Origin of the sequence: Streptomyces nigra (genome assembly GCF_003074055.1) — a bacterium.
Classification (GTDB): domain Bacteria; phylum Actinomycetota; class Actinomycetes; order Streptomycetales; family Streptomycetaceae; genus Streptomyces; species Streptomyces nigra.
This window is the reverse complement of the sequence record NZ_CP029043.1, coordinates 1,599,770-1,623,630: the sequence shown is the minus strand read 5'-3', so window position 1 is coordinate 1,623,630 and position 23,861 is coordinate 1,599,770. Positions and strand designations below refer to the sequence as shown.

Genomic DNA, 23,861 nt, shown 5'->3' with positions numbered 1-23,861 from the left:
AACATATTCCGCAGTTCACGGAATCTCCGCGTTTAAGGTCCGGGAAAGCGGGCAGAAGCCCTATGGAAAGCTGCCCCTATAAAGAATTTCGAGAATTGCCCGGAATTCAGGCCGCAAAGATGTCGTCCACGGCCCGCAGAGCCGCCTCGACATCCACCGCCGGCCCCTTCTCCGCCAGCGCGGCCCCCAGCGCCGCCAGGCTGCCGCGGACCACGCCCGCCGTGGCGTCCGTCCCGTAGTGGTTGACCCGGATCATCTCCTTGGCCAGCGCCCCGCCCCCGGCCGCCAGCGGCAGCGCCGGATCCGACGCCAGCGCGCGGGCCACCACCTCCGACGCCTCGACGCCGGCCGGCGTCCGCAGCGTCGTCGCCACCGGAGCCGCGTCCCGCACGTCGTGCACATACGGCTCCAGGCCGCCGCCCAGCGCCACGGCCCCCGCCCGGGTGGCCAGCGCCGCCGCGCGGTGCCGGGCCATGACCGTGTCCAGGCCGTCCGCCTCGATCCGCTCCATACACGCCTCCAGCGCCAGCATCTCCAGCTGCGCCGGCGCGTGCAGCAGCGTCCTGCGGCCGCCGTCGATCCACCGCTCCTTCCAGTCCAGGAGCGACAGATACGACCGGCGCGGTGCCCCCGGGTTCGCCGCCATCCGGGCCCACGCCCGCTCGCTCACCGACACCGCCGACACCCCGGCCGGGCCGCCCATCGCCTTCTGCGTCCCGATCACGCACAGGTCCACGCCCCACGCGTCCGGCAGCACCGGCTCGGCCCCGATCGACGCCACCGCGTCCAGATAGAACAGCGCCCCGTGCTCCCGCACCACCTCGCCGATCTCCGCGACCGGGTTGGTGTTGCCGGTGGCCGCCTCCGCGTGCACCAGGGACACGAAGTCGATCTCCGGGTGCTCCGCGAACGCCTCCCGGATCTGCTCCGCCGTGACGGCCGTGTGGAACGGCACCGCCAGATCGATCACCCGGGCGCCGCAGTCCCGCAGCCAGTCGCCGAAGGTCTGCCCGTACGGGCCCGTGATCACGTTCAGCGCGGTCGTGCCCGGCCCGGCCGTCCCCCGGATGGCGCCCTCCAGCGGCAGCAACGCCTCGCCCTGCATGATCACGACGTCCTGCCGGGTGCCGAGCAGCCGTGCCACACGGTCCTCCACCGCGGCGAAGCGGGCGGCGCTCAGCGGGGCCAGATCCAGGAAGGGGTGGGTCACGGCGGAACTCTCTTCGCTCTTTGCGCTCCGGTTCTTCACTCCGAAGCCGACCCCACGAGCGTAATCCCGCCGCGTACGGGCACATCTACACCCTGGGCCCCACCCGGGCACAGCCCTGTCCGCTCCCCACTTCTCAGGTCGAACGGCCCTTGGACCATCGGTTTGGTTTGAGGACCTCAAACCTCTCCTTATAATCGGAACTCTCAGTTCCCCTACAGGAGGCTCCCCCCGTGAAGACGACCTTCGGGCGCCGGACCCGCGTTCTGGCCGCCACCACCGCGACGGCCGGGCTGGTGCTCGTGGCCGGCTGCTCCTCCGGCGACGACGGCGGCAGCGGCACCAAGACCGCGGCCGGCGGTGTCGAGCTCGTCAAGGCGGGCCAGCTCACCACCTGCACCCACCTGCCGTACCCGCCCTTCCAGTCCGAGATCGACGGCAAGGTGCAGGGCTTCGACGTCTCCCTCATCGACCTGGTCGCCGACGACCTCGGGGTGAAGCAGGCGATCCTCGACACGCCCTTCGAGAACTTCAAGACGGGCGCCTTCCTGAACTCCGGCGAGTGCGACCTCGCCGCGGCCGGAATGACGATCACCGACGAGCGCAAGAAGAACGTCGACTTCTCCGACCCGTACTTCGAGGCCACGCAGGCCCTCCTGGTCGACAAGAAGAGCGGCATCTCGTCCTTCGCGGACCTCAAGGGCAAGAAGGTCGGCGCCCAGGCGCAGACCACCGGCGAGGACTACGCCAAGAGCAAGGGCCTCGACCCGGTCTCCTTCGAGTCCTCCGACGCCGTCATCAACGGTCTGCGCACCGGACAGGTCCAGGCCGTCGTCATCGACTACCCGGTCGTCCAGGGCTGGCTGAAGGACAAGGCCAACGCCGACGCCTTCGAGGTCGCCGAGCAGATCAACACCGGCGAGCAGTACGGCTTCACGGTGAAGAAGGGCAACACCAAGCTCCTCGCCGCGATCAACAAGGCGCTCGCCGAGGCCAAGGCCGACGGCACCTACAAGAAGCTGTACGAGAAGTGGATCGGCCCGTACGACGAGTCCGCCGCCTCCCCGTCGCCCGCCGCCTGACCCCGATGAGCGACGCGGAAGCACCCCTCCAGCCGAAGAAGAAGGGTCTGACCCGGCGCCAGAGGCGCAGTCTGTCGCGCGGCGTCCAGTACGTCGTCTTCGTCGCGGCCGTGATCGCCTTCGCGGTCGCGGCCGACTGGGACCGGCTGAAGAACCAGTTCGCGCAAGGCTCGATCGCCCGGGAGATGTTCCCCGAGGTCATCACCCTCGCGCTGAAGAACACCGTGCTCTACACCGTGTCCGGCTTCGTCTTCGGACTCGTGCTCGGCATGGTGATCGCGCTGATGCGGCTGTCGTCCGTCGGGCCCTACCGCTGGGTGGCCGGCGTCTACATCGAGATCTTCCGCGGACTGCCCGCCCTGCTGATCTTCATCTTCATCGGTGTCGCCGTGCCGCTGGCCTTCCCCGGCACGGAGATCCCCGGCGGCACCTACGGCAAGGTCGCGCTCGCCCTCGGACTGGTCGCCGCCGCGTACATGGCGGAGACCATCCGGGCCGGCATCCAGGCCGTCCCCAAGGGCCAGATGGAGGCCGCGCGCTCGCTCGGCTTCTCGCCGGCCCGCGCGATGATCTCCATCATCATCCCGCAGGCGTTCCGGATCATCCTGCCGCCGCTCACCAACGAACTCGTCCTGCTGTTCAAGGACTCCTCGCTGGTGCTGTTCCTCGGTGTGACCCTGGAGGAGCGGGAGCTGTCCAAGTTCGGGCGCGACCTCGCCAGCCAGACCGCCAACTCCACACCGATCCTGGTCGCGGGCCTGTGCTACCTGCTGATCACGATCCCGCTCGGCTTCGTCGTCCGCCGTATGGAGGCCAAGGCCCAGGAGGCCGTCAAGTGAGTACCACGGCAGAGATCCAGGTCCGCGACCTGCACAAGTCCTTCGGCGACAACGAGGTGCTGCGCGGCATCGACCTGGAGATCCGGCAGGGCGAGGTGGTGTGCGTCATCGGCCCGTCCGGCTCGGGCAAGTCGACGCTGCTGCGCTGTGTGAACCTGCTGGAGGAGCCCACCAAGGGCCAGGTCTTCGTGGGCGGCGCCGAGCTCACCGACCCGGACGTCGACATCGACGCCGTACGCCGCCGGATCGGCATGGTCTTCCAGCAGTTCAACCTGTTCCCGCACCTCACGGTCACCGAGAACCTGACCCTGCCGCAGCGCCGGGTGCTGCGCCGGGGCAAGGAGGCCGCCGCGAAGGTCGCCGCCGAGAACCTGGCGCGCGTCGGACTGGCCGAGAAGGCCGGCGCCTACCCCGCCTCCCTCTCCGGCGGCCAGCAGCAGCGCGTCGCCATCGCCCGCGCCCTCGCCATGGGCCCCCAGGTCATGCTCTTCGACGAGCCGACGTCCGCGCTGGACCCCGAACTCGTCGGGGACGTGCTCGCCGTCATGCGGATGCTCGCCGACGAGGGCATGACGATGATGGTCGTCACCCACGAGATGACGTTCGCCCGCGAGGTCGCCGACCGGGTCGTCTTCATGGACGGCGGTGTGATCGTCGAGGACGGCACCCCCGACGAGGTCATCGGCAACCCGCGCCACGAACGCACCCGGCACTTCCTCTCCCGCCTCCTCGACCCGGCGATGGCCGACGTCGAGGAAGATGTCCAGGACCAGGTGGGCAAGACCGAGTAGCGGCTCATTAGGGTGCAGGGCATGAGCGAACGCGCGGTGCTGCACGTGAGGGGCCGGGTCCTCGCCGGTCCGGACGACGTCCGGGACGAGCTGTGGGTCGTCGGCGGACGGATCACCTACGACCGTCCCGCCGGCGCCCGCGACGTACGCACCGTCGAGGGCTGGGCCCTGCCCGGCCTGGTCGACGCGCACTGCCACGTCGGACTCGGTCCGCACGGCCCCGTCGACGCCGGTACCGCCGAGAAGCAGGCCCTCACCGACCGCGACACCGGCACTCTGCTGGTCCGGGACGCCGGCTCGCCCTCCGACACCCGCTGGATCGACGACCGCGAGGACCTGCCGAAGATCATCCGGGCCGGCCGGCACATCGCCCGCACCCGCCGTTACATCCGCGGCTTCGCGCACGAGATCGAACCCGAGGACCTGGTCGCCTACGTCGGCCAGGAGGCCCGGCGCGGCGACGGCTGGGTCAAGCTCGTCGGTGACTGGATCGACCGCGACCTCGGGGACCTGGCGCCCACCTGGCCGCGCGAGGCCGTCGAGGCGGGCATCGCCGAGGCGCACCGGCTGGGCGCCCGGGTCACCGCGCACTGCTTCGCCGAGGACTCCCTGCGGGACCTCGTGGAGTCCGGCATCGACTGCGTCGAGCACGCCACCGGCCTCACCGACGAGCTGATCCCGCTGTTCGCCGGGCACGGCGTGGCGATCGTGCCGACCCTGGTCAACATCGCGACCTTCCCGAAGCTCGCCGACGGCGGCGAGGCCAAGTTCCCCTGCTGGTCGGCCCATATGCGCCGGCTGTACGAACGCCGCTACGACACGGTCCGCAACGCCCACGACGCCGGCATCCCCGTCTTCGTCGGCACCGACGCGGGCGGCACCCTGCCGCACGGCCTGGTGGCCGCCGAGGTCGCGGAGCTGGTCACCGCCGGCCTGTCCGCCGTCGACGCCCTCGCGGCGGCGACCTGGGCGGCCCGCGCCTGGCTCGGCCGGCCCGGACTGGAGGAGGGCGCCGCGGCCGACCTCGTCGTCTACGAGACGGACCCCCGCGCCGACGTCCGGGTCCTCGCGGACCCCCGCCGCATCGTCCTGAACGGCCGCGTCGTCGGCTGACCGCTCAGCCCGACGCCGCCTCGGCGAAGACCTCCCGCGCCACGCCGTAGCCCTCGAAGGCCCGCGCGGCACCGGCGTACGCCTCGATGTGGATGAACGCCTCGACGATCTCCTCCGGGGTGACCCCGCTGTTGAGCGCGATGCGCAGCTGTCCGCGCAGCGGTTCCAGGGTGCCCAGCGTCGCGGCGATCGTCACCGACACCAGCGCCCGGGTGCGCGTGTCGAGGACCTCGGTGCGCGGCCACGCGTCGCCGAAGGTGTGGACGGTGGCCAGGCGCTTGAAGTCCGCCGCGTTGGCGGGCTCGCCCTCGCCGGGATCGAGGAAGCGCTCCAGAGGCATGCCGAGCAGTCGCTCGGCCGTGCCCAGCGCGGCGGAGTAGTCCCGCTCCTGGTCGGACATCTGCGCTTCCTCTCGTTCCGGTGAGCCGGTCGACGCAGCGTAACGACGGGAACGGCCCCGGGTGACGCGTACCGCGCCGACGGCGCCCCGTGTTCACGCGGGCGCTCGCCCGGATGAGGGTACGGAGGTGACTTCGGGGAACACCCGTGCCGCCGGATTCGAAAAGGTTCACGGGAAAGTCACGTTGGAGTGAAGTGGCGGCGGAACGCTGACTGCCGACCCGAGGTGCGCGATTCTTGCCGAGTCCCGAGCACGTTTTCTCTGGGGGTCCCCACCTTGAACGGCAAGAAATTCCGCATGCCCGCACGCCGGTTCGCCACCCTCGCGACGGCCACCGCCCTCGCCGCCGGCCCGGCGGTCCTCGGCGCTGCGGGCCCGGCCCAGGCGACCGAGGACGAGGGCCGGGCGAGCGCCGTCGTCCTGCGCACCGGCCTCGACGTCTCCCTGCTCAACAAGACCGTGAACGTCCCGCTCGCGGTGTCTCTCAACGAGGTTCAGGCTCCGCGCAGCGCCGAGAAGACGGCGCTGACGGCCCGCCTCGACGGCGTCGACGGCGGCGAGCCCTTCAGCGTCGTCGAGGCAGACGTCGCCAAGGCGAGCGCCACCGTCGAGGACGGCCGCGCCGAGGGCTTCACCGAGCTGGCCCGCGCCAAGGTCCATGTCCCGGGCCTGCCCCTGCTGTCGCTCATCGAGGTCGGCCAGGTCACCTCCAAGGCGACCTGTGTGGCGGGGGAGAAGCCGACCGCCACGTCCAACCTGCTGGGCGACGTCACCGTCCTCGGCAAGAAGGTCAAGCTCACCGCGGGCGGCACCACCCAGGTCGAGGTGCCGGGCGTGGGCGAGGTGCGCCTCGACTACTCCAGGACCGAGCAGACCTCTCGGACGGCCGCCGCCACGGCCCTGGAGCTCAAGGTCTCCGTCAACCCGCTGAAGCTCAACGTGGCCGAGGTCGAGGGCACCCTCACCCTGGCGAAGGCCACCTGCGAGACCCCGGCCGCCCCCGAGGAGGAGGCAGCCCCGGGCACCGAGCCCGCCGGTGAGATCGAGCCGCAGGGCGAGAAGGCCGACGAGGGCCTCGCCGAGACCGGCGGCAACTCCATGACGCCGTACATCGCGGGCGGCGCGGTGGCCCTGCTCCTCGCGGGCGGCGGAGCCGTGGCCCTGGCGAGGCGCGGCCGCGACTGACGGACGCCACACGCCTGAACGGGCCCCCGGGACGCCGTGCCCGGGGGCTCTGTCACGCCGAGGGCAGCACCCGGCGCAGGGCCTGGAGGAAGCCGTCCGTCGTCGCGCGGTCCCGGACCGCCAGGCGCAGCCAGTTCTCGTCCAGGCCGGGGAACGTGTCCCCCGGCGGACGGCGTACCCCTGGGCGCGCAGCGCCCCCCGTACCGCCGTCGCGTCCGGCAGTCGGACGAGGACGAAGGAGGCCTCGGCAGGACCGGCGACCCGCAGCCCGGCCGGGGCGAACGCCTCCAGTCCCGCGAGCAGATGCGCCCGGTCGGAGGCGACGCGCTCGGCGGCCTGCGCCGCCTCCGTCAGGGCGCGCGGCGACACACACGCCTCGGCGGCGGCCAGCGCCGGCGTGGACACCGGCCACAGCGGCTGGGCCCGCTCCAGCACGGCGACGGTCTCCGGGGCGGCGAGGACATAGCCGATCCGCAGCCCGGCCAGCCCCCATGTCTTCGTCAGGCTGCGCAGCACCACCAGGCCCGGCACATCGGTCCGCCCCGCCAGCGCCTCCCGCTCGCCCGGCACCACGTCCATGAACGCCTCGTCCACGACCAGGGTCCGCCCGGGCCGGGCGAGCGCGGCGATCGTGGCCGCCGGGTGCAGCACCGACGTCGGGTTCGTCGGATTGCCGATCACCACCAGGTCGGCGTCCTCGGGGACGGCCGCCGGGTCGAGCCGGAAGCCGTCCTCCGCCCGCAGCAGGACCCGGCCCACGGTGTGCCCGGCGTCCACCAGCGCCGCCTCCGGCTCCGTGAACTGGGGGTGCACCACGACCGGCCGGCTCACCTTCAGCGCACGCGCGAGCAGCACGAACGCCTCCGCCGCGCCCGCCGTCAGCAGCACCCGCCCGGGCGGCAGCCCGTGCCGGGCCGCCACCGCCGCCCGTGCGGCCCGCCCGTCCGGGTAGGCGGCGAGCGAGCCCAGCGTCCCGGCGATCCGCTCCCGCAGCCAGTCCGGCGGGGTGTCCGCGCGGACGTTCACCGCGAGGTCGACCAGCGCCGATCCGTCGTCGCGGACCTCGGCGTCGCCGTGGTGCCGCAGATCGTGGCCGCCGTCAGTGCGCATGCGCGTGACCGCCGTGGTGATGCCCGTGCCCGTGGTGATGCCCGTGCCCGTGGTGGTGACCGTCGTCGTCCGGGTGGAAGTGCGGCTGCTGCGGCAGACCGACCTTGTCCTCGAATCCGGGCAGCGCGATCCGGTACACGCACGAGTCGCAGTTCATCCGCAGATCGCCGCGCACCGCCTCCTCGTACCGCTCCCACACCAGGTCGAGCAGCTCCGGCTCCGGACCGATGACGTCCGCCGAGCGCACCTCGACGTCCGGGTGCGCCGCCGCCCACTCCTCGGTCTGCCGCCGCACCCGGTCCGGGAGGATCCCGGTGAACAGGAAGTACGGCAGCACGACGATCCGGCGGGCCCCGAGCCGCGCGCACCGGTCGAGGCCGCCCGGCACGTCCGGCGCGGCCAGCGACACGAACGCCGTCTCCACCCCGGCATAACCGCGGCCCTCCCACAGCAGCCGGGCCGCTTTGTGCACCTCGGCGTTGGCGTCCGGGTCGGTGGAGCCGCGCCCCACCAGCAGCACGGTGACGTCCTCGCGGCCGTCCGCCGTGCCGAGCGCCTCGTCGAGCCGCCGCTCCAGGACCCGCAGCAGCGACGGGTGCGGGCCGAGCGGGCGGCCGTAGGTGTACGTGATCCCGGGGTGCCGTTCCTTCTCGCGGGCCAGCGCCGCCGGGATGTCGCCCTTGGCGTGCCCGGCCGACACCAGCATCAGCGGCACGGCGGCGAACCGCCGCACCCCGCGTTCGACGAGGCCGGTCACGGCGTCGCCCAGCGGGGGCGGGGACAGCTCGATGAAGCCGCCCGCGACGGGCAGTTCGGGGTGCCGGTCCCCCAGTTCCCGGACGAAGGCGCGGAACGCCTCGGCTCCGGCCTCGTCCCGGGTGCCGTGGCCGGCGATGAGCAGGGCGGGCGGGGAGGGGGTCACGATGTCTCCTCGGACGATGAAGGGAAGGGTGGAACGGGGTGGTACAGCAGGGCGTTGAGCGCGGCCGAGGCGACCGCCGAACCGCCCTTCTCGGACACGTTGCTGACGGCGGGCAGGCCGCTCGCGCGCAGCGCGGCCTTGGACTCGACGGCACCGACGAACCCGACGGGCAGACCGATGACGAGCGCGGGCCGGGCGTCCAGCGTCAGCAGCTCCTCCAAGGCGGTCGGCGCGTTGCCGATCACCCAGATCGCGCCGGCGCCGACCTGCTCGTGGGCCAGCCGGACGGCGTGCGCGGACCGGGTCAGTCCGGGCCCGGACCGGGCGTCCCTGATCCGGCAGACGGTCTCCCGGCGGGTGATCCCGGCCGCCACCATCTCGACGTCCGCGACGACGGGCGCCCCTGCGTGCAGCGCGGCGTGCGCCCGCTCCAGGACCGGCTCGTCCAGGACGAGGTCGGCGGCGTAGTCGAGGTCGGCGGCGGAGTGCACGACCCGCTCGACGACGGCCCGGGTCAGCGGCGGCAGGTGCGAGGTGTCCAGCCGGGCGCGCATCCGCCGGTAGGACTCCTCCTCGATGGGATGGACGACACGGTTCACCTCGGGCCCTCCTGAGCGCTCTGCCAGCGGTAGCCGCGCGGGGTCACCATGCGTCCGGCGACCTCCCGGGTGGCGGTGTTGCCGACGGTGACGACCGTCATCATGTCGACCGTCGCCGGGTCCAGGCCGCCCAGCGTGGTGAGCCGGGCGGACTCGTCGGGCCGGGACGCGTTGCGCACGACGCCGACCGGTGTGGTGGGCGTGCGGTGCTTGGCGAGGATCGCGAGCGCCTCGGGGAGCTGCCAGTTCCGGCCGCGCGAGCGCGGGTTGTAGAAGGTGACGACGAGGTCGGCCTCGGCGGCGGCCCGGACCCGCCGCTCGATGACCTCCCACGGGGTGTGCAGGTCGGAGAGGCTGATCGACACATGGTCGTGGCCGAGCGGGGCGCCGAGGACCGCGGCCGCCGCCAGGGCCGCCGTCACCCCGGGGACGCCGACCACGTCGATGTCGTCGGACGCCTCGGCCAGCGCGGGGGAGGCCATGGCGTACACGCCCGCGTCCCCGCTGCCGATGAGGGCGACGGCGTGCCCCTCGCGGGCCTCCGCGACCGCCGTGCGGGCCCGCTCCTCCTCCGCGCCGAGGCCGGACTCGAGGACGCGGGTGCCGGGCCGCAGCAGATCGCGGATCTGGTCGACGTACTGGTCGAGACCGACGAGCACCGAGGCCCGCCGCAGCTCGGCCTTCGCGCGCGGGGTCAGCAGATCGCGGGCCCCGGGCCCGAGGCCCACGACCGCGAGCCGGCCGCGCACCGGCCGCCGGGCCACCGCGCAGGTGGCCATCGCCGGGCTGCCGTCGGCCCGTTCGGACTTCCGCTTCGGTACGAGCAGCTCGCCGCCGCGCACGAGTGCGGCGGCCTCGGCGACCGAGGGGGTGCCGACGGCGGCCAGCGGCGCGTCGGAGGGGTGGGGGACCGGGACGGCGGCCAGCAGGTCCGGGGCATGGGTGACCAGGGGGACGCCGAGGCGTTCGGCGGCCTCGACGATGCCGGGCTCGCCGGCCTTCGCGTCGACGGTCGCGAGTTCGGCGACGGACGCGGCGGACAGCCCGGCGTCGCGCAGCGCGTCCCCTACGAGCGTCAGCACCTCGTCGGCCGGGGCGCCCCGGGAGGCGCCGACGCCGACGACCAGGGTCGGCGGCCGCAGTACGACCTCGCGCTCCACGGCCTCCACCAGCCGGTCCGTCACCCGGACCGTGTACGCGCCCTCGGTGCCGGCCGGCAGCGGTGGCAGCGGCCACGCCACCTCGGCCCGCAGCGCGACCGGCTCCCCGTCCAGCAGCGCCCGGGACACCCCGGCGACATCGCCCTCGACCGGCAGGCCGAGCGTGTCCAGACCGGGCAGCCCCACGGCGTCGGTGGCCGTCGTCACCACGGGCTCGGCGTCCAGCACCTCGCCGACCTCGTACGCGAGGTCGTTGGCGCCGCCGCCGTGCCCGCCGGTCAGCGCCACGGCGAACCGCCCGCCCTCGTCGACGCACACCACCCCGGGGTCGGCCGTCTTGTCGTCGAGCAGCGGGGCGATGAGCCGGACGACCGCGCCCGTGGCCAGGAAGCACACCAGCTGCCCGCACTCCCCGAACGCCCGCCGTACGGCGTCCCCGACGGGCCCGTCGTACACCCGGGTGCGGTCCGGCCACGCCGCGGCCAGCCGGTCCCGCGCCGCCGCCCCCGCCGCGGTGGCGGAAATGAGGCCGATCACTGAGCAACTCCCTTGCCGTCCACGGGGCTTCTGACGCCCCACAACAGGAAAACCGGATTGGCGGCCGCCAGCCGGGTCACGTCCCCGGGCAGCGGTGCCAGCCGGGACGACTGCAACAGCACCCCGTCGCAGTCGAATCCGGCGTCGATGAGCGCCGCCCGCGCGGCCGGCACCCGGTCCAGCGCCGCCATGGCGACCACGACCGTCCGCCGCGCCCGGAGCGCGCACGCGGTGACGACGGCGGCCAGCTCCCGCCCCCCGCCGCCCACGAACACGGCGTCGGGAGCGTCCAGTTCGGACAGGACGTCGGGCGCAGCCCCCTGCACCACATGGACGTCCACACCGTGCGCGGCCGCGTTGTCCCGGATCCGCGCGACACCGTCCGCGGTCTTCTCCACGGCCGTGACGGCGGCCCCGAGCCGCGCGCACTCCACGGCCACCGAACCGGAGCCCGCGCCGACGTCCCACACCAGATCGCCGAGCCGGGGCCCGAGCCGGGCCAGCGCGAGTGCCCGCACCTCGAACTTCGTGATCATCGAGTCGCGGTGCGCGAACGCGTCCTCGGGCAGCGCCCAGGACGCGGGACCCCGCTCCGGTCCGGCGACCGTGCGCGCGGCACCCGCGACGGCGGAGCCCTTGAGACACAGCACGATGTTCACGGCCGTACCCCAGTCCCGGGCGGCGGCCTCCGCCGGCGTCACCCGCTCGACCCGCTCACCGGCGGACCCCAGAGCCGACGCCACGACCAGCACCCGGTCCGCGTCCGCACGGGCCAGTGCCGCCCCCAGCTCGGCGGGACCGGCGCCCGGCCCGGTCAGCACGGCCACCTTCGGCTGCGCCCGGCAGACCCGCACGGCCGTCCGCGCGTCCCGCCCGTGCGCGCTGACGACCACCGCGTCGTCCCAGGTCAGGCCCGCCCGCGCGAACGCGGACGCCACCGAGGACACCCCCGGCCGCACATCCAGGCACTCCGCGCCGAACCGCTCGGCCAGCACCCGCGCGATCCCGAAGAACCCCGGATCACCCGAGGCGAGCACGACGACGGGGCGCTCCTTCGCGACATACGCGGCGATGGTGTCCAACGCCGGCGCGAGCGGGCCGAGCACGACCCGCTCCGCCGCGGCGGGCAGCCGTACGGCCTCCAGGTGGCGCCGTCCGCCGACCACCAGCTCGGCGCCGGCGAGGACGTCCTGGGGCGGCGGGGCACCCGTCCCCGTGCCCACCACCGTGATCATGTACTGGCCCCCCGTTCGCGCAGCGCCCGGCGGGCCGCCGGGTCGGCCCTGCGGTACCCGTGGAAGTGGCCCGGGTGGTACAGGTGCGAGCGGGTGCCGTGCGCCTCCAGGGCCGGGCCGACCAGGAAGAGCGTGTGCTTCCAGAGCTTGTGCTCCTTCACCGTCTCCTCCAGCGTCCCGACCGTGCACCGCACGACCAGCTCCTCCGGCCAGGTCGCCTGGTAGGCGACGACGACCGGCGTGGACGTCGGATAGCCGCCCTCCAGCAGCTCCCGCACCAGCTGCCCGCTGCGGGCGGCCGACAGGAAGACCGCCATGGTGGTGCCGTGCTTGGCGAACTCGCGGACCTCCTCGCCGGGCGGCATCGGCGTCTTGCCGCCGCCGAGCCGGGTCAGCACCACGGACTGGGCGACCTCGGGGATCGTCAGCTCCCGCTGCGCGATGGCGGCCACGGCGGAGAACGCGGACACACCCGGCACCACCTCGGTCCTGAGGCCGAGGTCCGCGCACCGGTCCAGCTGCTCCTGGGTGCCGCCCCACAGGGCCGGGTCCCCGGAGTGGATGCGGGCGACCTTCAGGCCCTCGTCGAGGGCCCGTTCGTAGACGGCGACGACGTCCTCCAGGGACAGCGCCGCCGAGTCGAGGACCTCGGCGTCCTCGCGGGCGTGCTGGAGGACCTCCGCCTGGACCAGGCTGGCCGCCCAGATCACCACGTCGGCCTCGGCGATGGCGCGGGCGGCACGGAACGTCAGCAGATCGGCGGCGCCGGGGCCGGCACCGACGAAGGTCACCTTGCCGGTTCGGGCATCGGCCATGGGGTGGGGTCCTCTCGAGGGGTGTGGCAGAAGGGGAGGTTCAGAGCTTTCCGCCCCGGCCGCCGTCGCGGCGGGCGGGTGCGATGAGCGTCGACAGATAGGGCAGCGGGGCGTCGTCGAGGTCGGCGGCCGGCCGGATCGACTCCTCCGGCAGTCCCAGCGCCGACCCCCACACCGCACCGTCGGCGCGCCCGCTCTCGCGCAGCGCCTCGGCGACCTCGCGGGCCTGGCGCCCGAACTTGTAGGCGACGACCGTGCCGGGCCCGGCCAGGGCCTCCTTGAGCACCGCCGCCCCGGCCGTGACGGGCACCAGCGTCAGCGGCTCGGTCCCCTCCGTCAGGACGGCACCGGAGCGCGCCGCGAGGTCCTGCATGGCGGTGATGCCCGGGACCGTCTCGACGACGGTGCCCGGCACGGACGCGACGATCGTCTGCGCGAGATAGGTGAACGTCGAGTACACGTTGGGGTCGCCGATGGTCGCGAAGGCGACGGCCGAGTGCCCGGCCAGCAACGCGGCGACCCGCCGCCCTGCCGCGTCCCAGGCGGCCTCCCGCCGGGCGCGGTCCGTACGCTCGTTCAGCGCGAACACCACCCTGACGATCTTCTCGGCGGGCACGTAGTGCAGCACGGTCGCCTCGGCGCGCCCCCGCTCCCCGCTGTCCATCACGGGGACGACGACCACATCGGCTGCGCGCAGCGCGTTGACGCCCTTGACGGTCACCAGCTCCGGGTCGCCGGGGCCCACCCCGACTCCGATCAGCCTGCTGCTCATGACGTCCGGCACCTCTCGACGAACCGACGGGCCACACCGGGTTCGGCGGCCCAGTGGGTGTGCAGATAACTCGCGTGCACGCCGTCCCGTACGAACCCCTCGACGCGCCGATCGGGTGCGCGCACGCCCCAGGCGGGCGCCGGCCCCGCGCCCGGCTCGACGACGGTCCGATGGAACTCGTGGGCCCGCATCCGCGTCCCCGCGGCGGCGAGCGGACTGTCGCCGACGGCGACGGCGTCCCGGTAGCCGAGCGTGAGCCGCTCGGTCATCCGGGCCGTGGCGTCCAGCACCCCGCACATCGGCAGCCCGTCCAGTTCACGGCACAGATACAGCAGCCCCGCGCACTCGGCGGCCACCGGGGCGCCGCTCGCCGCGAGATCGCCGACGGCCTTGCGCAGCGGCTCGTTCGCGGACAGCTCGGCGGCGTACACCTCGGGGAACCCGCCCCCGATCACCAGCCCGGCCGTGCCGTCCGGCAGACCCTCGTCCCGCAGCGGGTCGAAGGGGACGACGTCGGCCCCGGCGGCGGCGAGGAGTTCGGCGTGCTCCGCGTAGGAGAACGTGAACGCCGGTCCACCGGCCACGGCGACGACCGTCCGCCCGACCGGCGCGACGGCCGGCGGCTCCCAGGCGTCGCACGCCAGCTGCCCGGCGCCGCGCGCCAGCGCCAGCAGGGCGTCCAGATCGCATCCCGCCTCGACCTGCGCCCCCATCGCCGCCACGGCCTCCACCGCGTCGGCGTGCCGTTCCGCGGCCGGGACCAGGCCCAGATGCCGGGACGGCGTGTCCACCGGCGCGGCCCGCCGCAGCACGCCCAGCACCGGGACACCCGCCGCGTCCAGCGCCTCCCGCAGCAGTTCCTCGTGCCGGTCGGAGGCGACCTTGTTGAGGATCACCCCGCCGATCCGCACCTCCGGGTCCCAGGACGCGAACCCGTGCACGAGCGCCGCCACCGAACGGGACTGCGACGACGCGTCCACGACCAGCACCACCGGCGCCCGCAGCAGCTTCGCGACCTGCGCCGTGGACGCCAGCTCGCCCTCGCCCGCGGCCCCGTCGAACAGCCCCATCACGCCCTCGACCACGGCGATGTCGCAGCCCCGCGCCCCGTGCCGGAACAGCGGGCCGATCAGGTCGGCGCCGCACAGATAGGCGTCGAGGTTGCGGCCCACCCGCCCGGTGGCGAGCGCGTGATAGCCGGGGTCGATGTAGTCCGGGCCCACCTTGTGCGGGGACACGGCGAGCCCCCGCGCGGCGAACGCGGCCATCAGCCCGGTGGCGACGGTGGTCTTGCCGCTGCCCGAGGAGGGCGCGGCGACGACCAGCCGGGGGACGGACGGGCTCACCACTCGATGCCCCTCTGGCCCTTCTGGCCGGCGTCCATCGGATGCTTCACCTTGGACATGTCGGTCACCAGATCGGCGTACGCGACCAGCTTCTCCGGCGCGTTCCGCCCGGTGATCACGACGTGCTGGGTGCCGGGCCGGGCCCGCAGCACCTCCACGACCTCGTCGGTGTCGATCCACCCCCAGTGCAGGGGGTAGGCGAACTCGTCCAGCACATACAGCTTGTACGTCTCTGCGGCCAGGTCCCGTTTGACCTGCTCCCAGCCCTCGCGGGCCTTCTCCTCGTTGTCGAGCTGCGCGTCGCGCTGCACCCAGGACCAGCCCTCGCCCATCTTGTGCCAGTCGACGGTGCCGCCCTCGCCGCTGGCACCGAGCACCCGCAGCGCGTTCTCCTCGCCGACCTTCCACTTGGCCGACTTCACGAACTGGAACACCCCGATGGGCCACCCCTGGTTCCAGGCGCGCAGCGCCAGCCCGAAGGCCGCGGTCGACTTGCCCTTGCCGATGCCCGTGTGCACGACCACCAGCGGCCGGTTGCGCCGCTGACGTGTCGTCAACCCGTCGTCCGGCACCACACTCGGCTGTCCCTGCGGCATTACGCGGCCCTCCTCTGCACGTCCTTCACCAGTCCGGCGATGCTGTCCGCGCGCAGCTCGTCCAGCGTCACGGCCGTACCGCCCAGTTCGCCCGCCAGCTGCCCGGCGAGACCGAGCCGCACCGGGCCCGACTCGCAGTCCACGACGACCGAGGCGACCCCGTCGGCCGCGAACAGCCGCGCCGCGCGCCCGGCCAGCGCGACCGGCTCGGGACCGCCGGTGGCCCGCCCGTCCGTCACCAGCACCACCAGCGCCCGGCGCGCGGGATCGCGCAGCCGCTCCACCCGCAGCACCTCGTGGGCCCGCAGCAACCCCGCGGCGAGCGGGGTGCGCCCACCCGTCGGCAGCGTCTGCAGCCGGGCCGCCGCGGCGTCAACCGACGACGTCGGCGGCAGCGCGACCTCGGCGGCCGACCCCCGGAAGGTCACCAGGCCCACCTTGTCCCGCCGCTGGTAGGCGTCCAGCAGCAGCGACAGCACGGCCCCCTTCACGGCGCTCATCCGCTGCCGGGCCGCCATCGACCCGGAGGCGTCCACCACGAACAGCACGAGATTGCCCTCGCGGCCCTCACGGGTGGCCTGCCGCAGATCGTCCCGGCGCACGACCAGGCCCGGCCCGGACCGTCCGCGCGCCCGCTGGTGCGGCGCCGCCGCCTGCACGGTCGCCGCGAGGTGCAGCTTCGTCAGCGCGCCCTTGGGGCGGCGGGCGCCCGTGGTCCGCCCGTGCTCGGTCCGCGCCCGCGACCGCCGCCCGGCGGCCCCCTCACCGATGCCGGGCACGCTCAGCACCTTGGCGCGAAAGGGCTCCGAGGCCCGTACGGGCGAGTGCTCGCCGCCCCCGGAGGCGTGCGGCCGCCCGTCCTCGCCGGCCTCGGGGCGGGCCGCGGTGTCGCCGTCGCCCTGGGGCGCGTCGTCGGGTTCCGGCTGACCGCCGCCTCCGCCGGGGCCGTCCGGGCCGGGGTCCGGGTCCGGATCGTCGTCGTCCGGGCCGCCGAACTCCTCCAGCGTCTCGTCCAGTCTGTCCTCGTCCAGGCCCGGCGCGTCGAAGGGGTTGCGGCGCCTGCGGTGCGGCAGCGCGAGCAGCGCCGCCTGCCGGACGTCCTCCGCGAGCACGTCGGTGCGCCCCGCCCACGCGGCCAGCGCGACGGCCGTCCGGGCCATCACGATGTCGGCCCGCATCCCGTCCACCTCGAACGCCGCACAGGTCGCCGCGATCTGCCGCAGCGCCCCGTCACCGAGCCGCACCGACGGCAGCAACTCCCGTGCCGCGACGATGCGCTGCCGTACGGCCGCCTCCTCGTCCGCCCAGCCGGCCGCGAAACCGGCCGGATCGTCGTCGTACGCGAGGCGCCGCCGGACGACCTCCACCCGCTGGTCCGGCTCCCGGGACGCCGCGACCTCCACGGTCAGCCCGAACCGGTCCAGCAACTGCGGCCGCAGCTCGCCCTCTTCGGGGTTCATCGTGCCGACGAGCAGGAACTTCGAGGCGTGCCGCACGGAGACGCCCTCGCGCTCCACGTACGAGGCGCCCATCGCCGCCGCGTCCAGCAGCAGGTCGACCAGGTGGTCGTGGAGGAGGTTCACCTCGTCGACGTACAGGATGCCGCGGTGCGCGTCGGCGAGCAGGCCCGGCTCGAACGCCTTCACGCCCTCCGCGAGCGCCCGCTCGATGTCCAGGGCGCCGACCAGCCGGTCCTCGGAGGCGCCGACGGGGAGCTCGACCATCCGGGACGGCCGGGAGGCACCCGTGCCCGCCTCGTGCGGCCCGTCCGGGCAGCCCGGGTCGGGGGCCGCCGGATCGCACGAGAAGCGGCACCCGGCGACGACGGACACCTCCGGCAGCAGGGCCGAAAGGGCCCGGACCGCCGTCGACTTGGCGGTGCCCTTCTCGCCGCGCACCAGCACCCCGCCGACCGCCGGGGACACGGCGTTCAGCAGCAGCGCGAGCCGCAGGTCGTCCTGGCCGACCACGGCCGTGAAAGGAAAGGGGGTGGTCACTTCTCGTCGCCCTCCAGGTCGCCTTCGAGCTCCAGATAGGTGGCCCGCAGCCGGTCCAGCGTCTCCGCGTCCGGCTCCGCCCACAGGCCGCGGTCGGCGGCCTCCAGCAGCCGCTCGGTGATGCCGCGCAGCGCCCACGGGTTGGACTTCTTCATGAAGTCCCGGTTCTCCGCGTCGAAGACGTACGTGGCCGAGAGCTTCTCGTACATCCAGTCGTCGACCACGCCGGCCGTGGCGTCGTAGCCGAACAGGTAGTCGACGGTCGCCGCCATCTCAAAGGCGCCCTTGTAGCCGTGCCGGCGCATCGCCGCCATCCAGCGCGGGTTCACCACCCGGGCCCGGAACACCCGGTGGGTCTCCTCGCCGAGCGTGCGGGTGCGCACCTGGTCGGGCGTGGCCGAGTCGCCCACGTACGCCTCCGGGCTGGTGCCCGTCAGATGCCGCACCATCGCGACCATGCCGCCGTGGTACTGGAAGTAGTCGTCGGCGTCGACGAGGTCGTGCTCACGGGTGTCGACGTTCTTCGCGGCGATGTTGATCCGCCGGAACGCCGTCTCCATGTCGCCGCGCGCCGCCCGTCCGTCCAGCCCGCGCCCGTAGGCGTAGCCGCCCCAGACCGCGTACACCTCCGCGAGGTCGGCGTCCGAACGCCAGTTGCGGGCGTCGATCAGCGGCAGCAGCCCGGCGCCGTACGCGCCCGGCTTCGAGCCGAAGACCCGGGCCGTGGCCCGCCGCCGGTCGCCGTGCGCGGCGGTGTCCTCGTCGGCGTGCGCCTTCACGAAGTTGTGCTCGGCGGGCTCGTCCAGCTCGGCGACCGCGCGCACGGCGTCGTCGATGAGCCCGACGACGTGCGGGAACGCGTCCCGGAAGAACCCGGAGATCCGGACGGTGACGTCGATGCGGGGCCGCCCCAGCTCCGCCAGGCCGACCACCTCGAAGCCGGTGACCCGGCGCGAGGCGTCGTCCCACACCGGGCGGCAGCCCAGCAGCGCCAGGATCTCCGCGATGTCGTCGCCCTGCGTCCGCATCGCCGAAGTGCCCCACACCGTCAGGCCCACGGACTTCGGGTACTCGCCCGTGTCCTGGAGGTAGCGCTGCACCAGCGAGTCGGCGAGCGACTGCCCGACCTCCCAGCTCAGCCGGGACGGGATCGCCTTGGGGTCGACGGAGTAGAAGTTCCGGCCGGTCGGCAGCACGTTGACCAGACCGCGGGTCGGGGAGCCGGAGGGGCCCGCCGGGACATAGCCGCCGTCGAGCGCCTTGAGGATGTGCCCGATCTCGTCCGTGGTGCGGGCCAGCCGCGGCACCACCTCGGCGCACGCGAACTCCAGCACCCGCAGGGCGTCCGGGAGGTCGGTGCCGAGGACCGCCCGCAGCACGTCGCGGCTCTCGGCGACCGCCCAGTCCCGGTCCTCCAGGCCCTCCGCGATCCGCCGGCACAGCTGCTCCAGCAGGTCGATCGCGTCGGACGCCGTGCGTGCCGGGCCGTCCACCAGGTCCGTCAGCTCGGCCGGGACCTTCACCGGCGCCCCCGGCTCGGCCAGCAACTCCGCCTCCGCCAGGCCGAAGTGGGCGGCCAGCGAGGCCCGCAGCCCGGGGATCGCGTTCGCCTGCCCGCCCCACACCTGGGACGCGCGCAGCACCGCCAGCACCAGGTTCACCCGCGGCTCGCCCACCGGGCCGCCGCCCAGGATGTGCAGCCCGTCGCGGATCTGCACGTCCTTGATCTCGCACAGATAGCCGTCGATGTGCATGACGAACTCGTCGAACGCGTCGTCGTCCGGCTGTTCGTCGACATGCAGGTCGTGGTGGAGCTCGGCCGCCTTCACCAGCGTCCAGATCTGCGCGCGCACCGCCGGTGCCTTCGTCGGGTCCAGATCGGAGACGAGCGCGTACTCGTCCAGCAGCTGCTCCAGCTTGGCCAGATCGCCGTAGGTGTCGGCGCGGGCCATCGGCGGGACGAGGTGGTCGACGACGGTGGCGTGGCCGCGCCGCTTGGCCTGGGTGCCCTCGCCGGGGTCGTTCACGATGAACGGGTAGACCAGAGGCAGTTCGCCGAGGACGGCGTCCGGGGCGCAGCCGCGGCTCAGCCCGAGGCCCTTGCCGGGCAGCCACTCCATCGTGCCGTGCTTGCCCATGTGCACGATCGCGTCGGCGCCGAAGCTGTTCTCCAGCCAGCGGTAGGCCGCCATGTAGTGGTGCGAGGGCGGCATGTCCGGGTCGTGGTAGATCGCGATGGGGTTCTCGCCGAAGCCGCGCGGCGGCTGGATCATCACGACGACATTCCCGAACTGCAGCGACGCCAGCACGATGTCGTCGCCGTCGACGTACAGCGAGCCCGGCGGCTCGCCCCACGCGTCCAGCATGGCCTGCTTGAGGTCCGCGTCCAGCGTGTCGAACCAGGTCGTGTAGTCGGCGAGCGGCACCCGCGCGGGCGCCGACGCCAGCTGTTCCTCGGTCAGCCACTCGACGTCGTGCCCGCCGGCCTCGATGAGCCGGTGGATCAACTCGTCGCCGTTGTCGGGGTACTCGGTGAGCGCGTAGCCCGCCTCGGACAGCGCGTCCAGCACCCGTACCGCCGAGGCGGGTGTGTCCAGGCCGACCGCGTTGCCGACGCGGGAGTGCTTGGTCGGGTAGGCGGTGAAGACGAGAGCCAGCTTCTTCTCGGCGTTCGGCTTGTGCCGCAGCCGGGCGTGCCGGACGGCGATCCCGGCGACCCGCGCGGCCCGCTCCGGGTCGGCCACGTACACCGGCACGTCGTCCGGGCCCTGCTCCTTGAACGAGAACGGCACGGTGACCAGGCGCCCGTCGAACTCGGGGATCGCCACCTGCATCGCCGCGTCCATCGGGGACAGCGCCGCGTCGGACTCCTTCCAGGCGGCCCGCGAGGACGTCAGGCACAGCCCCTGCAGGACCGGCACGTCCAGCTCGGCGAGCCGGCCGATGTCCCAGGCCTCCTCGTCGCCGCCCGCGGAGGCCTGCGAGGCGTGGGTGCCGCCCGCCGCGAGGACGGTGGCGACCAGGGCGTCGGCCCGGCCCAGGATCTCGTACAGCCCGTCGTCCGCGCCGCGCAGCGAACCGCAGTACACGGGCAGCGCGTTGGCGCCCCGGGCCTCGATCGCGTCGCACAGCGTGTCCACGAACGCGGTGTTGCCGGAGAGGTGGTGGGCCCGGTAGAAGAGCACGCCCACCGTCGGCCGGCCGTCCTGCCACGGACGCGAGCCGTGCACGCCGTACTCGGGCATCGGGCGCGGCTCCAGGAACCCCTCGCCCGTCAGCAGCACGGTGTCGGACAGGAACCGGGCCAGTTCGGTGAGGTTGGCGGGGCCGCCCGCCACCAGGTACTTCAGCGCCTCCGCGACCACACCGGCCGGCACCGACGACTCGGCCATCAGCTCGGCGTCCGGCACGGACTCGCCGCCCAGCAGGACGGTCGGCACCCCCGACGCCTCGAGCACGGCGAGCCCGTCCTCCCAGGCCCGTTTCCCGCCCAGCAGCCGTACGACGGCGATGTCGGCGCCCTCGATCAGCGCGGGCAGTTCGGCCCCGACGTCCAGGCGGGTCGGGTTGCCGATCCGGTACGCGGCGTCGCCGGCGCGTGCCGCCAGCAGGTCCGTGTCGGCGGTCGACAGCAACAACACAGTGCTCATGCGGGCGCTCCCGGTGGGATGAAGGGCAGTCCTCGCGGCGCGCCCGACTCGATGAGCCGCCACAGCGCGTCCGTGTCCGCGTGGTGTTCGATGAGATCGCCGAGCCGGTCGAGCTGCTCCTCGCGCAGCGCGGCGAAGGAGGTGCCGGGCGCCGGCACGAAGCGGCGGCCCGCGGCGGCCGCCACCTCCCGCAGGAAGGCACGCCGGAAGCCGTCCGACTCCAGCGAGCCGTGCCAGTGGGTGCCCCAGGTCTGGCCGACCCGGCAGCCGTCCAGGAAGGGTTCACCCGCCAGGACTTCGGCGACGCCGTGGTGGATCTCGTAGCCCTCGACGGGTTCGCCGAGCGCTTCGCCGACCGGCCGGGTCAGGGTCTTCTCCCGGGCGAACCGCACCCGTACGGGCAGCACACCGAGGCCGTCGACATGGCCGGCGCGACTCTCGACGTCGTCCTCGATGTGCTCGCCGAGGACCTGGAAACCGCCGCAGATCCCGAGGATCGGCCGGCCCTCGGCGGCCCGGCGCACCAGCGCCGCCGCCAGCCCCCGCTCGCGCAGCCAGCGCAGCGCCTTCACGGTGCCGCGGGTGCCGGGCACGACGACCAGGTCGGCGTCGGCCAGCTCCTCCGGCCGGTCCACGAACCGCACGACGACGCCCGGTTCGGCGGCGAGGGCGTCGACGTCCGTGAAGTTGGACATCAGCGGCACCGCGCACACGGCGACCCGCAGCACGTCCTCGCCGACCGGGGCGGCCACCTCCGACTCGCGCACCGCGCCGCGCAGCGACACCCGCAGGCCGTCCTCCTCGTCGATGCCGAGGCCGTGCCGGAACGGCAGCACGCCGTACGTCCGCCGGCCGGTCAGGCCGTGCAGCATGTCCAGGCCCGGCTCCAGCAGCGAGACGTCCCCGCGGAACTTGTTGACGAGGAACCCGGCGACCAGCTCCTGGTCCTCGGGCGCCAGCAGCGCCACGGTCCCGAAGAACGAGGCGAAGACACCACCGCGGTCGATGTCGCCGACGACCAGCACGGGCAGGTCCGCGCCGCGGGCGATCCCCATGTTCACGATGTCGGTGCGCCGCAGGTTGATCTCGGCCGGGGAGCCCGCGCCCTCGCAGATCACCGCGTCGTACGCGCCCCGCAGTTCGGCGAGCGAGTCGAGCACGGTGCCGAGCAACTGCTCCTGCCTGCCGCCGTGGTAGCCGCGGGCGCTCATCTCGCCGACCGGCCGGCCGAGCAGCACGACCTGGCTGCTGCGGTCGCCGCCGGGCTTGAGCAGCACGGGGTTCATCAGCGCGGTCGGCTCCACCCGGCAGGCCTGCGCCTGCATGGCCTGCGCGCGCCCGATCTCCGCGCCCTCGCGGGTCACGAAGGAGTTCAGCGACATGTTCTGCGCCTTGAAGGGCGCCACCTTCACGCCCTGCCGCACCAGCCACCGGCAGATCCCGGCGGTGACGACGCTCTTGCCGGCGTCGGAGGTGGTGCCGGCGACCAGGAGTCCACCGTTCACGAGGTCCTTCCTCTCGTCCCGCGCCGCCGCCCCGGCAGCAGCCGGGCGCCGGCGCACACGCCCAGCGCGAGCACGCCCACCCGCTGCGAGAGCCGGACGGCCCGCTCGATGTCCCCGACCTCGACGGCCCGTCCTGCGGCGCCGTTGAGCACGGGCCGGTGCTCCACCCGGCCGCCGTACGACAGCGTCCCGCCCAGCCGCACGCCGAGCGCCCCCGCGAACGAGGCCTCCACGGGGCCCGCGTTGGGGCTGGGATGCCGGTGGGCGTCGGCCCGCCAGGCCCGTACGGCACCCCGGGGATCGCCCCCGGCGACGGCGGCCAGCGCGGCGGTCAGTCGGGCGCCCGGCCAGCCGGCGACGTCGTCGAGGCGTGCCGAGGCCCAGCCGTAGCGGCGGTACCTGGGGGAGCGGTGCCCGACCATGGCGTCGAGGGTGTTGACGGCCCGGAAGCCCGCGAGGCCCGGCACGCCGGCGACGGCTCCCCACACCAGTGCGCCGACCACGGCGTCCGAGGTGTTCTCGGCGACGGACTCCACGACGGCCCGCGCGATCCCGTCGGCGTCCAGCGCCTGCGGGTCGCGTCCGCACAGGTGCGGCAGCCGCGCCCGTGCCGCGTCGACGTCTCCGGCCTCCAGGGCGCGCCCGATCGTCCGGGCCTCGCGGGCGAGCGACGTGCCGCCGACGACGGCCCAGGTGACGGCGCCGGTCAGGGCGACGGAGGTGGCGGGGGAGGGGCGCACGGCGCGGGCGGCGAGCGCGGCGGCCGCCACGGCGCCTCCGGCGCACACGGCGGTGTGCAGCACACCCCAGGCGCGGTGGTCGCGCCACAACACCCGTTCCACGGCGCCCGCGGCACGTCCGAACGCGGCGACCGGATGCCCCCGGCGTGGATCGCCGAGCAGCAGGTCACCGAGGAGTCCGGCGGCGGCGCCGTACGCGAAGACGCGTTCGGCACGCACGGGGTTCAGCCGGTGGTGGCGTCAGACAGGGGTCCGGTACT

General features: G+C 74.1%; 19 protein-coding genes and 1 pseudogene. 5 read left to right on the top strand and 15 right to left on the bottom strand.

The window, feature by feature from the left end; all coding sequences use genetic code 11:
* Positions 1 to 106: 106 nt before the first annotated feature.
* Positions 107 to 1,210 (bottom strand): pyridoxal-phosphate-dependent aminotransferase family protein, encoded by a 1,104-nt coding sequence (locus DC008_RS07550; RefSeq protein WP_108706275.1) that lies wholly within the window; start codon positions 1,208 to 1,210, stop codon positions 107 to 109.
* A 230-nt stretch (positions 1,211 to 1,440) separates the two neighbouring features.
* Here DC008_RS07550 and DC008_RS07545 point away from each other — a divergent pair, with 230 nt between their 5' ends.
* The 4 genes from DC008_RS07545 to DC008_RS07530 are packed head-to-tail and all read left to right on the top strand — an operon-like array spanning position 1,441 to position 5,032.
* The gene (locus tag DC008_RS07545) at positions 1,441 to 2,289 is read left to right on the top strand and encodes a basic amino acid ABC transporter substrate-binding protein (RefSeq protein ID WP_108706274.1); all 849 of its coding nucleotides are present in this window, start codon (positions 1,441 to 1,443) and stop codon (positions 2,287 to 2,289) included.
* Positions 2,290 to 2,294: 5 nt separating this feature from the next.
* Positions 2,295 to 3,128 (top strand): amino acid ABC transporter permease, encoded by an 834-nt coding sequence (locus tag DC008_RS07540; protein ID WP_108706273.1) that lies wholly within the window; start codon positions 2,295 to 2,297, stop codon positions 3,126 to 3,128.
* Entirely contained in the window at positions 3,125 to 3,919 is a 795-nt protein-coding gene (locus DC008_RS07535; protein ID WP_055621387.1) for an amino acid ABC transporter ATP-binding protein, read from the top strand. Before DC008_RS07540 ends, DC008_RS07535 begins: the two co-directional genes overlap by 4 nt.
* Before the next feature lie 21 nt (positions 3,920 to 3,940).
* A complete protein-coding gene (locus tag DC008_RS07530) occupies positions 3,941 to 5,032 on the top strand; it encodes an amidohydrolase family protein (RefSeq protein ID WP_108710599.1) in 1,092 nt (363 codons plus the stop codon).
* Positions 5,033 to 5,036: 4 nt separating this feature from the next.
* Here the strand turns inward: DC008_RS07530 and DC008_RS07525 are convergent, their stop codons facing one another.
* Positions 5,037 to 5,432 (bottom strand): carboxymuconolactone decarboxylase family protein, encoded by a 396-nt coding sequence (locus tag DC008_RS07525; RefSeq protein ID WP_055621385.1) that lies wholly within the window; start codon positions 5,430 to 5,432, stop codon positions 5,037 to 5,039.
* A 276-nt stretch (positions 5,433 to 5,708) separates the two neighbouring features.
* Here DC008_RS07525 and DC008_RS07520 point away from each other — a divergent pair, with 276 nt between their 5' ends.
* Positions 5,709 to 6,617, top strand: coding sequence for an SCO1860 family LAETG-anchored protein (locus DC008_RS07520; protein ID WP_108706272.1), 909 nt, complete (start codon positions 5,709 to 5,711; stop codon positions 6,615 to 6,617).
* Positions 6,618 to 6,669: 52 nt separating this feature from the next.
* Here the strand turns inward: DC008_RS07520 and cobC are convergent.
* The 13 genes and pseudogenes from cobC to DC008_RS07455 form a co-directional block, all read right to left on the bottom strand.
* A pseudogene (gene cobC / locus DC008_RS07515) lies at positions 6,670 to 7,727 on the bottom strand (Rv2231c family histidinol phosphate aminotransferase CobC).
* A complete protein-coding gene (locus tag DC008_RS07510) occupies positions 7,717 to 8,649 on the bottom strand; it encodes a sirohydrochlorin chelatase (protein WP_108706271.1) in 933 nt (310 codons plus the stop codon). The pseudogene cobC and the gene DC008_RS07510 overlap by 11 nt, the downstream one beginning before the upstream one ends.
* On the bottom strand, positions 8,646 to 9,248 hold the full coding sequence (locus DC008_RS07505; RefSeq protein WP_108706270.1) for a precorrin-8X methylmutase: 603 nt from the start codon (positions 9,246 to 9,248) through the stop codon (positions 8,646 to 8,648). Before DC008_RS07505 ends, DC008_RS07510 begins: the two co-directional genes overlap by 4 nt.
* Positions 9,245 to 10,945: a precorrin-3B C(17)-methyltransferase gene (cobJ, locus tag DC008_RS07500; RefSeq protein ID WP_108706269.1), complete on the bottom strand. Its 1,701-nt coding sequence runs from the start codon at positions 10,943 to 10,945 to the stop codon at positions 9,245 to 9,247. The genes DC008_RS07505 and cobJ overlap by 4 nt, the downstream gene beginning before the upstream one ends.
* On the bottom strand, positions 10,942 to 12,180 hold the full coding sequence (cbiE, locus tag DC008_RS07495; RefSeq protein WP_108706268.1) for a precorrin-6y C5,15-methyltransferase (decarboxylating) subunit CbiE: 1,239 nt from the start codon (positions 12,178 to 12,180) through the stop codon (positions 10,942 to 10,944). Before cbiE ends, cobJ begins: the two co-directional genes overlap by 4 nt.
* Entirely contained in the window at positions 12,177 to 12,995 is an 819-nt protein-coding gene (gene cobM, locus DC008_RS07490) for a precorrin-4 C(11)-methyltransferase (protein WP_108706267.1), read from the bottom strand. The genes cbiE and cobM overlap by 4 nt, the downstream gene beginning before the upstream one ends.
* A gap of 40 nt (positions 12,996 to 13,035) precedes the next feature.
* The gene (gene cobI, locus DC008_RS07485; RefSeq protein WP_108710598.1) at positions 13,036 to 13,767 is read right to left on the bottom strand and encodes a precorrin-2 C(20)-methyltransferase; all 732 of its coding nucleotides are present in this window, start codon (positions 13,765 to 13,767) and stop codon (positions 13,036 to 13,038) included.
* Positions 13,764 to 15,113, bottom strand: a complete 1,350-nt coding sequence (locus DC008_RS07480; RefSeq protein ID WP_108710597.1) for a cobyrinic acid a,c-diamide synthase CobB — start codon at positions 15,111 to 15,113, stop codon at positions 13,764 to 13,766. The genes cobI and DC008_RS07480 overlap by 4 nt, the downstream gene beginning before the upstream one ends.
* Complete coding sequence (gene cobO, locus DC008_RS07475) at positions 15,110 to 15,709, bottom strand: cob(I)yrinic acid a,c-diamide adenosyltransferase (RefSeq protein WP_108706266.1); 600 nt, start codon at positions 15,707 to 15,709, stop codon at positions 15,110 to 15,112. The genes DC008_RS07480 and cobO overlap by 4 nt, the downstream gene beginning before the upstream one ends.
* Positions 15,709 to 17,706, bottom strand: coding sequence for a putative cobaltochelatase (locus DC008_RS07470; protein ID WP_108706265.1), 1,998 nt, complete (start codon positions 17,704 to 17,706; stop codon positions 15,709 to 15,711). Before DC008_RS07470 ends, cobO begins: the two co-directional genes overlap by 1 nt.
* Positions 17,703 to 21,356, bottom strand: coding sequence for a cobaltochelatase subunit CobN (cobN, locus tag DC008_RS07465; RefSeq protein WP_108706264.1), 3,654 nt, complete (start codon positions 21,354 to 21,356; stop codon positions 17,703 to 17,705). The genes DC008_RS07470 and cobN overlap by 4 nt, the downstream gene beginning before the upstream one ends.
* Positions 21,353 to 22,861, bottom strand: coding sequence for a cobyric acid synthase (locus DC008_RS07460; protein ID WP_108706263.1), 1,509 nt, complete (start codon positions 22,859 to 22,861; stop codon positions 21,353 to 21,355). The genes cobN and DC008_RS07460 overlap by 4 nt, the downstream gene beginning before the upstream one ends.
* Positions 22,858 to 23,820, bottom strand: a complete 963-nt coding sequence (locus DC008_RS07455) for a cobalamin biosynthesis protein (RefSeq protein ID WP_108706262.1) — start codon at positions 23,818 to 23,820, stop codon at positions 22,858 to 22,860. Before DC008_RS07455 ends, DC008_RS07460 begins: the two co-directional genes overlap by 4 nt.
* Positions 23,821 to 23,861 lie beyond the last annotated feature (41 nt).